Source organism: Acuticoccus sediminis, from assembly GCF_003258595.1.
In the GTDB taxonomy this organism is placed as follows: Bacteria; Pseudomonadota; Alphaproteobacteria; order Rhizobiales; family Amorphaceae; genus Acuticoccus; species Acuticoccus sediminis.
Window position 1 is genome coordinate 63,940 of record NZ_QHHQ01000012.1, and the last position, 14,669, is coordinate 78,608.

The 14,669-nt window shown below is 73.0% G+C and carries 9 protein-coding genes; 2 read left to right on the forward strand and 7 right to left on the reverse strand.

The features are described 5' to 3' along the window. Positions 1–537: 537 nt before the first annotated feature. Positions 538–1,524, forward strand: a complete 987-nt coding sequence (locus DLJ53_RS32100; RefSeq protein ID WP_280525535.1) for a GDP-L-fucose synthase family protein — start codon at positions 538–540, stop codon at positions 1,522–1,524. 302 nt (positions 1,525–1,826) lie between these two features. Here DLJ53_RS32100 and DLJ53_RS32105 read toward each other — a convergent pair whose 3' ends face one another. The 6 genes from DLJ53_RS32105 to DLJ53_RS32130 all read right to left on the reverse strand — a co-directional run bounded on the left by DLJ53_RS32105 (position 1,827) and on the right by DLJ53_RS32130 (position 12,440). Continuing rightward, on the reverse strand, positions 1,827–2,786 hold the full coding sequence (locus DLJ53_RS32105) for an NAD-dependent epimerase/dehydratase family protein (RefSeq protein ID WP_111352411.1): 960 nt from the start codon (positions 2,784–2,786) through the stop codon (positions 1,827–1,829). Position 2,787: 1 nt separating this feature from the next. After that, complete coding sequence (locus DLJ53_RS32110) at positions 2,788–3,852, reverse strand: hypothetical protein (protein WP_111352412.1); 1,065 nt, start codon at positions 3,850–3,852, stop codon at positions 2,788–2,790. Continuing rightward, the gene (locus tag DLJ53_RS32115) at positions 3,852–6,590 is read right to left on the reverse strand and encodes a rhamnan synthesis F family protein (protein ID WP_111352413.1); all 2,739 of its coding nucleotides are present in this window, start codon (positions 6,588–6,590) and stop codon (positions 3,852–3,854) included. Before DLJ53_RS32115 ends, DLJ53_RS32110 begins: the two co-directional genes overlap by 1 nt. Positions 6,591–6,598: 8 nt before the next feature. Next, positions 6,599–7,657, reverse strand: coding sequence for a dTDP-glucose 4,6-dehydratase (gene rfbB, locus DLJ53_RS32120; RefSeq protein ID WP_111352414.1), 1,059 nt, complete (start codon positions 7,655–7,657; stop codon positions 6,599–6,601). Between the two features lie 296 nt (positions 7,658–7,953). Further along, positions 7,954–10,041, reverse strand: coding sequence for a hypothetical protein (locus tag DLJ53_RS32125; RefSeq protein ID WP_111352415.1), 2,088 nt, complete (start codon positions 10,039–10,041; stop codon positions 7,954–7,956). Positions 10,042–10,067: 26 nt separating this feature from the next. Next, entirely contained in the window at positions 10,068–12,440 is a 2,373-nt protein-coding gene (locus DLJ53_RS32130; protein ID WP_111352416.1) for a 6-hydroxymethylpterin diphosphokinase MptE-like protein, read from the reverse strand. 284 nt (positions 12,441–12,724) lie between these two features. On the opposite strand from DLJ53_RS32130, the gene DLJ53_RS32135 reads away from it, so the two are divergent. Next, entirely contained in the window at positions 12,725–13,486 is a 762-nt protein-coding gene (locus DLJ53_RS32135; RefSeq protein WP_111352417.1) for a hypothetical protein, read from the forward strand. Positions 13,487–13,529: 43 nt separating this feature from the next. Here DLJ53_RS32135 and DLJ53_RS32140 read toward each other — a convergent pair whose 3' ends face one another. Then, positions 13,530–14,588, reverse strand: coding sequence for a replication initiator protein A (locus tag DLJ53_RS32140; RefSeq protein ID WP_111352418.1), 1,059 nt, complete (start codon positions 14,586–14,588; stop codon positions 13,530–13,532). Positions 14,589–14,669: the final 81 nt, after the last annotated feature.

Sequence of the window (14,669 nt, forward strand, 5' to 3'; positions counted from 1 at the left end):
GGAGGACCCCGGGGCGGGCCCTTCCCCCGAGCCGCCTCACGGGGCGTCCCGCAGGGCGCCGCCCGGGGCGTCCCGCGGATCCGTCTCGTGGGCCGTCCCCCGAACCGTCGCCTGAGCCGTCGCCTGAGCCGTCGCCTGAGCCGTCCCGGAGGCGGGGCCGTCCGGACGGCCCATGAGGTCCCCACCCATGGGCCGTCATCGGACCGCTCTCCCCAACGGGACCGCGGCCCGGGACGGACGCTCCTGCCCCGGCCGGCCGGCGGGACGCCCGAATTCGCCCGCCGTCGCTGCCGGCCGGGCAACGGAGCAGTGCTCCCATATAAGAATTAGTCTAATTTGAGAATATGCAAAACAAAGCGCCGCACCGGGCATGGCCCGGTCCTCCCGTCGGCCGCCCCGTGCCCGGTCCGGCGCGCCGCCGGCGGGGCTCCCCCCGGCCCGCGCCCGGGCGCGCCGGGCGGGATGATTCCATCTGACCATGGCCGATCTTGTATGTTAGGGCTGGGTCGTGTGGTTTTCGTCGAGGGGGGTCGCCGCGTGTCACAACCGACCAGCACCGAGTATTCGCTCGAGGGCAAGCGCGTGTGGGTGGCCGGTCATCGCGGCATGGTCGGGGGGGCCATCGTGCGCCAGCTCCAGGCGCGCGGCCTCACGGTCCTCACCGCCCCGCGCGAGGCGTGCGACCTGCGCGACGCCGCCGCCGTCGCCCGCTGGATGGAGGCGAACCGGCCCGACACCGTGGTGATCGCCGCGGCGAAGGTCGGCGGCATCCTCGCCAACGACACCTATCCGGTCGACTTCCTGCAGGACAACCTGCTGATCCAGACCAACATCATCCGGTCTTCCTTCGCGAACGACGTGGAGAAGCTCCTGTTCCTGGGCTCCTCCTGCATCTATCCGAAGTTCGCTGACCAGCCGATAACCGAGGACAGCCTGCTCACCGGCCCGCTGGAGCCGACCAACGAGTGGTACGCGATCGCCAAGATCGCCGGCATCAAGCTCGCCCAGGCCTACGTGAAGCAGTACGGCTGCCGCTACATCTCGGCGATGCCGACCAACCTCTACGGCCCCGGCGACAACTTCGACCTCACCTCGAGCCACGTCATCCCCGCGCTGATGCGCAAGGCCCACCAGGCCAGGGTCGACGGCGCCGCGGGCTTCGAGGTGTGGGGCTCCGGCACGCCCCGGCGCGAGTTCCTCCACGTCGACGACCTCGCCCGCGCCTGCGTCTTCCTGCTGGAGCACTACGAAGGCTTCGAGCACATCAACATCGGCTCGGGGACGGACCTGCCGATCAGGGACCTCGCCCTCGAGATCGCCCGCGTGGTCGGCTGCGGCGAGGCGCTGACCTTCGACAGCACCAAGCCCGACGGCACCCCGCGCAAGCTGATGTCGAACGCCAGGATCGCCGCCCTCGGCTGGACCCCGGAGATCCCGCTGAAGGACGGCCTCGCCTCCACCTACCAGTGGTTCCTGGAACACGCCGACGCGCTGCCCGAACGCACCACGGAGATGGCGCGCTAGCCGCCGCCTCCGGGACCGTCGCATCGGGGACCGCCGGAGCCTCCGGCGGGCTCGGGTCCCACCAGCGATCAAGTCCCGCCTGACCGCCGGAACCACCGTCGCGCTTGCCCCCTGGCAGCGTCCGGGACCCGGCGCAAGGGCAAGCGGCTTCGCCGGCCTCCGGCCCCTTGCACCGGCTCCCGGACACTGCCTTTCAGGGGGCGCGACGGCGGCTCCGGCGATCAGGCTCCCGCCCCGGATCATGCGGGCGCCGCGCGAGGGGTGCCGGGGAAGGGGCGAGGTGCCCTTGCGGCATCCGCGGGCTAGGCCGGGCGGGCGAGGCCGTGGTGGGTGAGGACGCGGGCGAGGCCCTCCTCGATGCCGATCCGCGCCGTCCAGCCGAGCCGCCGCCCCGCCCGGCGCGGGTCCAGCACCACCGAGGCCGGCTCGGCGGCGAACATCGCCACCTCCTCCATCGGCACGGAGCGGCCGGCGATCCGCTCGGCCATCGCGATCAGCTCGCGCACCGAGGTGCCGACGCCCGAGCCGATGTTGACGATCCCCGCTCCCGCCTCGACGCCCGCGCCCGCCGCCGGACCGCCCTGCGCCGCCGCCATCGCCGCGAAGATCGCCGCGACGATGTCCTCGACGTGGACGTAGTCGCGCCGGCTGGTGCCGTCGCCGTAGAGCTTGAAGGGCGTCCCGGAGGAGAGCGCCGAGGCGATCGCCGGGATCACCCCGAACCCCGGCTTGGCCGGCTGGCCCTCCCCGTAGGCGTTGGCGACGCGCAGGATCGACAGCGCCATCCCCGTCTGCCCGGCGACCGAGGTGAGATGCATCTCCACGAACGCCTTCTCCAGCGCGTAGTCGCTGAAGGGGGCGACGGGCATCGTCTCCTCGCACACCGGCGGCGGGTCCACGCCGTAGATCGTCCCGCCGGAGGAGAGGTAGACGTAGTGGCCCCGCCACTCGCGGTTGGCGAGCTCGTCGACGAGGCGCGCGTGGCCGCGGATGCGCCCCAGGATGTCGCGCCGCGTGGCGAGGCGGCCCCGCCCGCGCGACACGAGGTCGACGATCACGTCCGCCTCGAGCGCGGCGCCGGGGTCGAGCGTCTCGAGGTCGTCCACCAGGATCGGCGCGGGAAGACCCGCCGCGCCGCCGGCGCGCGGGGAATCGATGCGCGCCACCCAGGCGAGGCGGCGCGCCGGGTCCGCCGCCAGCGCCGTCAGCATGGCCCAGCCGACGAAGCCGGTGCCGCCGAGGACGAGGACCCGCCCCGCCATCTCAGGAGCGCTCCGCGAGGGACTTCTCGAGCGCGTCGACGGCGCTCTCGAGGCGGCGGATGCGGATCGACTGGGCGAGCGTCAGCTCGACGAGGGCGTCGAGCAGGCGGTCCCGGCCGTCCGACCCGGGGGCGGCGCCTCCGGCGGGACCGTCATGGTCCGGGGGGTCCGCGCCAGGGGACGGGTCGGAGGGCGGGTCGGAGGGCGGGGCGCTCAGCATCGCGATGCCGAACTCGGCCTCGATGAAGGCGAAGGTGTCGCGCCTGGCGGCGATGATCTCCTCCATCCCCGCGTGGTCCTCGAGGAGGGCGGCCATCCGCGCCACGGACGGCAGCGGGCTCTGCGTCCCCTTCAGGACCGCGGCGTTGAACTCGTTCGGCAGCACCGGCGGGCGGAAGCGGTCGTTGAAGAGGCCCCGCAGCAGCATCTCCACCGGCTCGGGGCGGGACTGGTGGCGGGTCGGCTCGGGGGCGAGCGCGATGCCGGTCGCCGCCGTGAAGTCCGCGACGATCTCGGTGCCGGCGCCGAAGGGGCGCACGGTCAGCGCCGGGGCGAAGGCCTCCTGCCACGCCCTGATGGCGTCGTAGGTGCGGATGAGCTTCGGCGCCAGCTCCGCGAAGGCGGGGACCGGCCCGACCTGCGTCTTGTGCAGGACCCCCCACTGCGCGAACGCGGACGGCAGCCACTCGCGCGGCGGCCGCAGGTAGACGAGGATGCGCAGGTCCACCTCCTCGGCGAGGCGGGTGAAGAAGGGCGTCAGCGCCTTGCCCCGCTCGAAGATCGATTCGTTGGAGTGGACGAAGGTCGCCGTCCCCTCCGCGTCCGCCTCGGCCACGAGGTCGGCGGCGAGGCGGGCGGCGAGCGCCCGCTGCGTGGCGGCGTCCGCCTGGCCGAGGCCGCGCAGGCCGACGAAGCCCTCGTGGCCCGGGCCGAGCCGCTCGAACCACATGCCGAGATAGCGCGCCTTCTGCGCGGCGAGGACCTCGCCCGAGGCGGCGAGCGCGCGCTGCAGGGAGGTGGTGCCGGTCTTGCCCATGCCGACATGGAAGATCGTCGTGACCCGCATCAGACCCTCGGCTCGTCGGGCTTGTCCAGGAAGACCGAGTCGCGCCCCGAGAGCGCGGCGGCCGCCGGCCACAGCCGCTCGATCAGGTGGAACACGGTGCCGTCGCCCGGCAGCGGCTCCCCCGGCCAGGGATAGTCCGGCCCGAACAGGCGCTTCATCGCCCTCACCGTTCCCGTCTTGGCCCAGAACATGTTGCCCATGGGAAAGAGGAGCGGGTGGTCCGGGAGCGTCCGGTCCATTCCGGCCGGGCCTCCGTCCGCCGGGGCTCCGTCCCACCGCTCCCCGTCCCCCCGGTCCATGCGCGCCTGCAGGGCCGCCAGCAGGCGGCGCGACCCGGTCCAGCCGAGGATATAGGGATCGAACGCGGTGACGAGGCCGATCTCGGGCCGGCGCACCAGGGCGAGCGCCGAGGAGAGACGCTCCGGCCCCCCCAGCAGGATCCGCATCAGGAAGGCGCGCCAGACCTCGCCGGGCGAGGTCGGGCCGAGCCCGACCGACCGCTTGAGGTGGACGTGGCACCAGATGTCGTTGTCGTCTCCCGTCCCGTCCCCGCCGCCGTCGAAGAGGGCGAGGAAGGGCAGGACGTCCCGCCCGCGGTTGGGGACGAGACGCGCCTCGACGGCGACGCCCGCGGCGCGGCCGGCGGCCTCGAGGCCGTCCGCCTTCTCCTCGGTGTCGGTGGTCGCCACCACCCGCTCGGCGTGGCGGTAGGCGGCGTGGCGGGACAGGTCCCCGGCGAAGGCGTCGGTGTAGTAGGCGTGGACGTGGATCCGGTAGGGCGGCAGGCCGGCGGGCAGCATCTCGCGGTAGGGGGCGATGCGCAGCGTGCGGTGCACCCAGTTGCCGGACGCCGCGACCGCGCCCTCGGCCTCCGCGCGGCTCTGCCAGACGGCGCGGCGGCCGTGCCGCCAGACGGTCCGGCGCTCGCGCGCCCTGAGCCCGGGCGGGTCGGAGGGGCCGTAGAGGATGCCGACGTCGTAGGCCCCGTCCCCGGCCGGCGGGGCGGAAGCGGCGAGCCGCGCCTCGAGGTCGCCGACGATCCGGTCGAACACCGCGGCCGCCTCCGGCGCCGCCCCGGCCGCGCGCCCGGACGGGGTGCCGGACATGTCGCCGGACGCGGCGCCGGCGGTCCCCTCCGGGGCCGCGTCCGGCCGCACCGCGAACGCGCCGTCCTTCAGCGTCTTCACCGGGATCGCGGCGATCGTCCCGGCGGCGGCGGCGAGGTCGCCGAACGGGACGCGCCACATGATCGGCTCGGCGAGGTAGCGCGCGTCGTCGAAGCCGGAGGCGCCGGCGAACAGCACCACGCCGCAGCCGAAGCGGGCGGCGTCGAACACCACGTTGGGGAGCGGGTCGAGGCGCGAGGACAGGAACAGGACGTCCGCCGCGCGGCAGACGTCGCGGTAGTAGGGCCCGGCCGGGAGGAAGAAGAGGTTGCCGGCAGGGTCGTTCACCCCGCCGTCCGCGAGGTGCTTCTCCACCCACACGCCGACGTGGAAGTCCTCGTGGTCGAGGCCGTCGCCGATCCACACGAAGATCGTGTCCGGGTCGGTGCGCCGGGCGCCGGCGGCGAGCATGGCGAAGATGTCGGTGCCCTTGCGCCAGTGCACCTGACCGGCGCCGTAGACGACGCGGCGATCGCCGATCGCCGTGCCGATGAGGCCCTCCAGGCGGCTGCGCGCGGCGCGGTACTCGTCCTCGGGGACGGCGGCCGGGACGAGGACGTCCTGCGGGACGATGGCGCTGTCGCGGTCGACGTCGAAGCCGGCGTCGGCGAGGACGCCGGCCCAGGACCGGCGCACCGTCTCGGACGAGAAGAGCACGCGCTCGGCGTAGAGCGCCGTCACCACGCACTTGTAGGCGGGGAGCGTGTAGTTGGTGAACTCGTGCACGTAGCTGACGAAGGGGACCTCCCGGGCCACCAGCGCCTTGACGAGGGGGAAGCACTCGACCGAGTTGAGGACCGCGAAGTCGGCGTGGTCGAGCGGGCCGGGGTCGAGGTAGGCCCACTCCTCGAACGGCCGCTCGGTGACGGCGACGGCGACGGCGACCTCGGCGAAGCGCTCCACCAGCTCGCCGCTCGCGCGCCTGAGGCCCAGCACGACGACGTTGAAGGTGTCCGCCGCGCGGCGGGCGAGGTCGAGCGCCACCATCGGCGCGCCGGTCGCCGAGAACTCGTGCGTGGCGACGATGACGGTGCGCCTCGCCGGGTCGAAGGCGCGCGCCCCCTCGGTGACGTTGCGGCGCAGGCGCGCCAGGACCGGCCGGCCCTCGCGGTGGCCGAACTTCACGTAGTGGAGGAAGAGGGCGATGTCCGGCGCCGTGGCGAGATCGGGCGAGACGGTGCGGTAGTGCTGCACCGAGAAGTCGGCGACCTGCCTGTCGACCGGGTCGCCGAGGGCCATCAGCTCGAAGGTGAGCTCGGCCGCGCCCGGCACCCCGCCCGCGATGGCCGCCTTGAGGCGCGGGTCGCGCACCAGGTAGGCGACCACCTCGTCGAGGTGGGGAAAGTCCCCGGCGGTCTCCCGGTAGAGGGTGGGGTTGCGCCCCTCCGCTTCGCCGACGTCGGCGAAGTGGCGCGCCCGCGCGGCGGGGTCGGGCTCGCCGGCGACGTCGGCGTAGCGGTGGCCGTAGAAGTCCGGGTCGAAGCGGAAATCCGGCCGCCGGGCGCCGGGCGCGCCGGCGAACTCACGCCAGATCGCGGCGAGGTCCGGCGGCGCGCGCGTGTCGTCGGACACTCGGTCGGTCAACCGGCGACGCGGGCGCCGAGGCGTTCGCCGGCGTAGCGGCGTTCGCGGATGGGGCGCCACCAGGCCTCGTTGTCGAGATACCAGCGCGCGGTCTTCTCGAGGCCGGTCTCGAAGGTCTCCTCGGCCTTCCAGCCGAGCTCGGTCTCGAGGCGCGTGGCGTCGATGGCGTAGCGCAGGTCGTGCCCCGGCCGGTCGGTGACGAAGGCGATCTGCTCGCGCCGCGGGCGGTTGGCCGGGGCGAGGCGGTCGATGGTGTCGCAGATGGCGTGGACGACGTCGAGGTTCGAGCGCTCGTTGCGGCCGCCGACATTGTAGGAGCGGCCGACGGCGCCGCGGGTGAGGATGATCTCGAGGGCGCGGGCGTGGTCGTCGACGTAGAGCCAGTCGCGCACGTTCTCGCCCTTGCCGTAGACCGGCAGCTTCTCGCCGTGGAGGGCGTTGAGGATCATCAGCGGGATCAGCTTCTCGGGGAAGTGGTAGGGCCCGTAGTTGTTGGAGCAGTTGGAGAGGACGATCGGCAGCCCGTAGGTGCGGTGCCAGGCCATCACGAGGTGGTCGGACGCGGCCTTCGAGGCGGAGTAGGGCGAGGACGGCTCGTAGGGCGTCTCCTCGGTGAAGAGGCCGCCGTCGAGGGGCAGGTCGCCGTACACCTCGTCGGTCGAGATGTGGTGGAAGCGGAAGGCGTCCTTCTTCGCGCCCGGCAGCGTCTCCCAGTACCCGCGCGCCGCCTCCAGCAGCTCGAACGTGCCGTTGACGTTGGTGCGGATGAACTCGCCCGGACCGTCGATGGAGCGGTCGACGTGGCTCTCGGCGGCGAGGTGCATGACGGCGTCGATCCCTTCCGCCGCCATGAGCCCGGCCACCATGGCGCGGTCGCAGATGTCGCCCTGCACGAAGCGGTAGCGGGGGCTCTCCGCGATCGGCTCCAGCGAGGAGAGGTTGGCCGCGTAGGTCAGCTTGTCGAGGTTGACGACGGCGTGGTCGGTGTTCGCCACGAGGTGGCGGCAGACGGCCGAGCCGATGAAACCGGCGCCGCCGGTGACCAGGATCTTCATCGAGGGGTGTTCCTTTTGTCCGCCATCAATAGAGCGTCGGAAGGGGGGTCAAGTCTGATCATCTCCGGATCGGGCGGGACCTGAGGGAGGGGGCCGCGTCCCGACCCGCCCGCGCGCCGGCGGGACGGCGCGCGGGACCGAGGGAGCGCATCCAAGTCGCGTGCCGCGCGGGGGGACGTCCGCGGCCCGGGGCACCGGCCCGCCGGGCGAGGCCTCGAGGGCGGGGGGCCGGCGGAAGGGGTGCCGGCGTTGACAGCTGTCAACGCCCGGGAGCGGTCCCGGCATGGCCCGGGCCGTCACGTCGCCGCGGTGGTTTCGACGTTGCGGGAGGCCTCGAGGGCGGCAAGGCCCGGGGCCCAGATCTCGCCGCCGCCGTCCTCCCTGGCGAAGGCCGCGCGCATGAGGCCGGGGACCGCCTCGACGAGGCGCTCGAAGGCGTCGCGGTCCTCCACGCCGAGGCCGCCGGCGAAGTGCTCGAGCGCGTGGGCGGCGCGTTCCGGCGTCGCCAGCGGGGCGCGCAGGAAGGGGCCCCAGGTGTCGGCGTCGGGGATCGGCCAGGGGGTGAAGCCGGAGGGCACGAAGTCGCTCTGGCGCAGCTCCAGGTAGATCTCGCCGTTGAAGGACTGGAGCTTGAGGTAGATGTAGCTCCAGGAGCGCCGCTTGGCCCGCACGTCGGTGAGGGCGCAGACGACGTGGCTGTAGTTCTCCGAGCTCAGCGTGTCGCTGATCCGGGCCTCGCCGCAGGCGAAGCCCGACGCGGCGAGCGCCTCGCGCGCTTCGAGCGCCGCCTCGTCCTCCTCCCCGGCGCCGGCGCCGAAGCCGACGGCCGGGGCGGCGAAGGCCGCGCTCTCGGAGAGGAGCGGCGGCAGCGGCTCGTCCGGCGGGTGCCGGTCGAACACGGTCAGCCGGGAGGAGGGGGAGAGGTTGAGGACGTCGCGCCTGTCGGCGGCGTAGGCCTCCCTCGCGAGGCGGTAGACGGCCTCCATGGCGGCGGTGTCGGCGGCCTGCCAGCGGCGCTTCTTGAAGTAGAGGGCGTCGAAGTGGTTGGGGTCGTCCCCGGTCTGGTCGAGCACGTCGCCGAGCTGGCTCTCCTCGGGCTGCACGTAGGCGTGGTCGAAGCCGACCAGCAGCGCGCGGCGGTAGCCGAGCGCGTAGGCGAGCTGCAGGTTGAAGAACGAGACGGTGGAGGACCAGGAGATCTTGTTCGCCGGGTCGTCGGCGAAGAAGGCCGCCTCGCCGGTGGCGTTGACGAAGGAGAAGCCCGCCTCCTCGTGGAGGACGCCCGCCAGCCAGACCGGGGCGACCTTGTAGGGGATCGCCGAGGCGTTGAAGCCGGCCGCGCCCTGCTCGGCGACGAGGGCGTTCGTCACGGTGAGGATCCTGGCGTGGCGGGCCAGCAGCGGCGAGTTGAAGGCGAAGTTCGAGCAGATGACGTCGTGCTCGGCGAAGAGGGCGGGGTCGGCCTCGGCGAGCGACCCGCCGTTGCCGACGATGAGGCAGGTCTCGCGGGTGCGCAGCGACCTCAGCGTCTCGAAGGTGCGGCGCGAGCGGGTGATCTGGGCGCCCATCCACGCCCGCTCGGCGCCGTAGCGGCCGAGCTCGGTGACGAACGCCTCCTCGCTCCAGGGCGCCGGCCCGTCGACCTTGCGCACGGGGCGCAGGAGGGCGCAGCCGGCGGCGCGGAAGGCGGCGGCCGCGGCCGGGTCGGCGGCGATCGCCGCGAGGACGTCGCCGTTCAGCCGGGCGTGGCGGGCGCGCAGGGCCGCAAGGCCCGTCTCGCCGGTGAGCGCGCCGAGGCGGATCAGCACCGCGAGCGGCACGTGGCCGACGCTCTCGCGCAGCGCCAGGGCCGCGCCTTCGAGCGCGGCGGCGCCGGCAAGGCCCGTGCCGTCGACGGCGAGAAGCCGGACCGGGCGGCCGGCGGCGATCCAGTCGGCGGCGAGATGGCAGGCGATGGGCGGCGTCACCGGCGCCTCGCCGGCGGCGAGGCCGGCGAGCTCGCGGAGGCGCACGGCGACGAACGGCAGCGGCGCGGCACCGGCGAGCATCGCCTCCTCGAGGCTGCCGGCCGGGGCCTCCCCCTCGCGCGGGCCGGCGTCGACGAGAAGGCGCAGGCCCGCGCTCTCGCGGGCGAGGCCGTCGAGGGCCGCCGCCGGGGCCGGCGCGTCGAGCGCGGAGAGGACGAGCCAGTGCTCCGCGGCCTCGCCGGGGGCGACGAGGCTCTCCGCCCACGGCATCAGCGCCTCGAGGCTGCGGGCGACGGAGTGCATCGCGAGCGGCGGCCGCGCGTCGTCGACGAGGATGCGGCTTGCGACGACGACGGCCGTCCCGCCCCCTGCGGCGGGGCCGGGATCGACGCGGACGATCTGTGCGGCTTCGAACATCGGCGGCTTTCGTCCCCTCTGTCGGGTCAGCCCGCGAAGGCGGGGAGGAAGGCGGGGGCGGAGGCGGGCATGGCCTGCCAGCGCCCGGCGGCGGCGGTCACGGCGTCCGCGAGGCGGCGTGCCGTCCCGGGGTCCGGCTCGGACGCGGCCATGGCGACGAGCGCCCGGCGCAGGATCTCGCGGCGCGGCAGGAGGGCAAACTCGCGCTCGGCGACCTCGACCTGGGCCGCGGCGACGGCGGCGCGGGCGGACGGGTCGAGGAGCCGCTCGAGCGCGGCGGCGACGGGCTCGACGCCGTCCTCGGTGACGCGGACGCCGCAGCCGGTCCCGGCGAGGCGCATCATGGTGGCGCACTCGGCCGGGCCGACGGCGAGCAGCGCCGCGCCGGAAGCGAGACACTCGGGGAGCTTGTTGGCCAGCGAGTGGCGCACGTAGGCGAGCGAGGCGGCGTCGAAGTTGTAGGCGATGACGACGACGTCCGCCCCGGCGAGCCAGGCGTGGTACTCGGCGCGGGTCATCTCCTCGGAGAAGACGGTGGTGGCGGGCCAGGCCGCGAAGGCCTCGCCCTGGGTGCGCATCCAGTAGGGGCTGGTCTTGATCTCGAGGGTGGCGCCGCGGGGGGCGAGGCGCTCGACCGCCTCGGCGAGGTTGGTCAGCGTGGCGAGCCCCATGTCGCCGGCGAGGCCCCCGGCGTAGCGCACCTTGAGGCCGCCGCCCGCGCCGGCGGCGACTTTCCCTGCCTCGGCGGCGGCCTGGCGCACCCCGGCGAAGACCTCCGGCTCGATGCCGTTGGCGAGGGCGACGGCGGGGACGCCGTAGCGCGCCTCGAGGAGCGCGCCCATGGGCTCGGAGATGGCGAGGCAGAAGGGCGCGGCCTCGAGGAGGACGCGCACGCCGTGGTCGAAGGCGTCGAAGCCCGGCTTCGACTGGCCGAAGAGGCGCAGCATCCAGTCGTCCATGAACGAGGTCAGCACCGGCGCGGGGTGCAGCGAGAGGATCTCGGCCAGCAGGCGGTGCAGGTCCGGCCGCTCGGCGACCGGGCGGTAGAGGACGACGTCGGGCGCGAAGGCGGCCGCGGCGGCGAGGACCCGGTCGGCGCGGCGCTCGCGCGGCGACTGGAGCGGCGTGGCGAGGGCGCCGCCGCGCACGGTCAGGGTCTCGCCGAGCGCGGAGATCTCCATGAGCTCGGCGCGCGGCCAGTGGCCCAGCAGCGCGTCCTTGATCTCGCCGGTGGCCGAGCCGCCGCCGATCGGCGTGAAGTCCACCACGAGGAGGCGCGGAAAGCCCGTCTCGACCGCGCCGCCCCAGCCGAGGCCGAGGGCGCGGCCGTCGCGCCCCTCGCGGGCGAGGCGCGCGCGGCAGAGGGCGGTGAGCTCCGCCGGGGCGATCATGCCCTCGCCCTCAGGGCGGCGGCCGGCGGCCTTGTGGTTCGCCTCCTCGACGGCCTCGGGCGTGCGGGCGGCGGGAAAGACGGTGGCGAACGGCTCGCGCGCGAACACCTCGAGCTTGCCGCCGACGCCGGAGTTGACGATGGGCCGGCCCATGGCGCGGGTGACCTTTTCGGCCTCCGCGTAGGCCTCCAGCATCTTGTCGACCTGGGGGTCGTGCCAGCGGAAGCCCTTGCCGAAATAGTCCGGGTGGAAGTGGTTCGGGTCGTTCGACTTCATGTCGAGGACGCCGACCCCGTAGTCGCTCGTCTCGGCGACGTCCCCGGGCAGGACGTAGTCGGCGTCGACGCCGAGGAGGTGGATCTTCCGGAAACCCAGGTAGTGGGCGAGCTGCAGCACGGTGAAGGTGACGGTGCAGCCGGTGTAGGTGACGTCGGCGGCGTCGGTGGAGAAGTCGAAGCCGTCCGGGTAGCTGACGCGCGGGCGGTGGTTGAAGAAGATCGTGTCCGGCGCCTCGTTCAGGCAGTAGCCGAGATAGGCCGGAAAGAGCTTCGTCGGGCCCCTGAGGGCGTGGATCCAGGGCGCGCGGTCCTCGGCGACGAGGTGGTCCTCGACGACGAAGAAGGTCGGCAGCCAGTCGAGGTCGGCGGCCTTGAGGAAGAAGGAGTTCACCGCGAAGGTGACCTCGCCCTTCAGCATCGCGAGGTCGGTGCGGTTGAGGCTCGGCCCGTTGCCGATGACGAAGCAGCGCTCGCGCCCGCGGAACATCTCCTTGAGCGCCCTGAGGCGCGGGCGGTAGGTGCGGCCGAGGCGCCACTCGAAGATCTCGAAGGTCCTGAGCGCGCCGGCGATGCGCTGGCGCAAGGGGAGCTTCTCCGTGCCGACGAAGATCGGCGCGTTCATCGGCAGGATCGACAGCGCCTCCTCGTGGACCGCCTCGAGCTCGGCCCGGGAGGCGCGGGAGAGGTCCAGCCCGATCAGTTTCGCGTAGGTGTTGATCTGGTGGCTCATGTTCCACTCAAGGTCCGATCCGTCCCGAAGGGGGATCGCAGGATCGATGCCCCAAGACAAGCAGGGCGAGATAAAGGCTGCTTTATCGGGCGGGATCGAACGGGGGCCGGGCGGCCATCGCGGCGCGGTCGCGCCGGCGCTCCCGGAGCGGCGTTCCCGGGGCGGCCGGCCGCTTCAACAGGAAGGATCAGTTGAAGTATGCCAGCCCAATGTCGTGCGCGTGTCGTGCGCGCGGCGCGACGATCCTCACGACGCTCCGTCGGACGGAACAGGGACAGAAGAGAATGCACAAACCGATCGTTTTCCTGACGACCCCGACGAGCGGCACGGGCTCTCTCTGGCGCATCATCACGGCGCTCACACGCGCCACCCACAAGCCCCTCAAGGTCGTGGACACCTACGCGAACCGGAACAGGATGGCGGAGATCGCGGACTGGCGTCCGTCCGACCCGGCGACGGTGTACCTCTTCAACGCCCCCGCCGTGTGGCCGAAGGACCTGGACCTTCGGACGGTCCGGCTGATCTGCAACTTCCGTGATCCGCGCGACCTCTGCTGCAACCACTATTACTGGGCCCTGCAGCACCATGTCCGCAACAAGAGCGACGAGGCCGTCGCCGCGCACCGCCGGGCGGTCGAGAAGAAGGGCATCGACGCCTTCGTGCTCGGCGTCGACAAGTCCGACCACTACCGCCCCTTCGCCGATGTCCTGCACAAGATCGACAGCGACGGCGGGGAGGACGTCTGCGTGTTGTCGTACAATCAGCTGTGCCTCTCGATCGACGCGATGGCGGAGCGGCTGGCCGGCTTTCTGGGCGTGGTCGACGCCGCCCACGTCGCGCGGGCCATCGAGCCCGAGCGGGTGGAGAACCTCTCCGCCAACCCGCGCTGGATCGGACAGGAGTGGTTCGGGAGCGACATCGCGCCCGGGCGTCACCGGCGCGAGCTGAAGCCCGAGACGATCGCGCAGCTCACCCGGACCTACGCCGGGATCCTCGGCCTGCTGCGTGCGCTGGACCAACCGCAGTTCCGCGACCTCTACGACTGACGCGCCGCCCCTTCGGCGATGCACGCCCAAAGGGCGCGTCCGGTCAGTGCCAGTCGTCGAAGAGCTGGGTCTGGCGCATCGACGGCTTCTGGCGGCAGAAGCCGATGAAGGCGCCGTCGGGCCGGTCGGGGACGCGGCCGGTGGAGCGGACCCACTCGTTCCACTCCGCCTCGAGCTCGGCGAGGGGGATGCCCTTCTCGGCGGCGATCTCCTGCGCCTTGTCGAGGGTGGCCGGCTTCAGCGCGATGCGGCCCTCGAAGGGGAGCGGCTTGACCGTCTCGAAGATGGCGAGGTCGTCCTCCAGGCGCACCTTGTAGTCGGGGATGTGCCCGTCGCGGATGATCTCCTTGAGGAAGAAGCGGAACTTCTTCGGCGGCGCGTTCGAGCCGACCTTCTGCTGCAGCTTGCCGATGCCGATGCGGAAGGCGCCGGCCGCGGTCTTGCCGCGCCGCGGCTCGCCGGCGTGCTTGCGGGCGAGCTCGTAGATGCGCCGCTCGAGCGGGCGGCGCAGGCGGAAATATTGCGGGTTGATGGTCAGGACTTCCATGCCCTTGACGGCGCGGAAGGTCCAGTCGGAGACCTTGATGCGCACGCGCGTCATCCGGCCGAAGGGCGAGGTCTTGCCGTCCCGTCCCTTGCGGTCGATCTCGAACTCCTCGATGAGGCCGAAACCGCGGGTCTGGACGTGGTCCCCGGTCTTGATGTCGGTCAGGATGACGGTGCCCTTGAGGCGCACCAGGGCGTCCTCGAAGCGCTGGTAGCTCTCGCGGTTGGTGCGCCAGTTGGTGGCGACCATCCCCTCGTGCGCGGTGAGCTCGACCCAGGGCGTGATCTCCCCGCCCGCATTCAGCTCGTGGACGAGCTTGGAGATGCAGTAGAGCAGGATGTCCTTGTCCATGATGGTGGCAAGGCCGCGGCCCGAGGGGACGACGCGCAGGCGGCTGTCGCCGTGCTCGTAGGAGAGCTCGCGCATGTCCGGCTTCACCGAGAGCGAGAAGACCGGGTGCTCCATGGACGCCATGTCGTCCTTCGGCGCGGCGTCGGCCACGTCCAGGATGAAGAAGTCGCGATTGGGGTGCCGGTCCGGCAGGAGCTGTCCCATGGGAAAGGGGTACCACGATTCGTCGATTCGGGAACCCGCATTCGTCGATCCAGGAACCGGAGTTCGTCGATTTAGGAACCG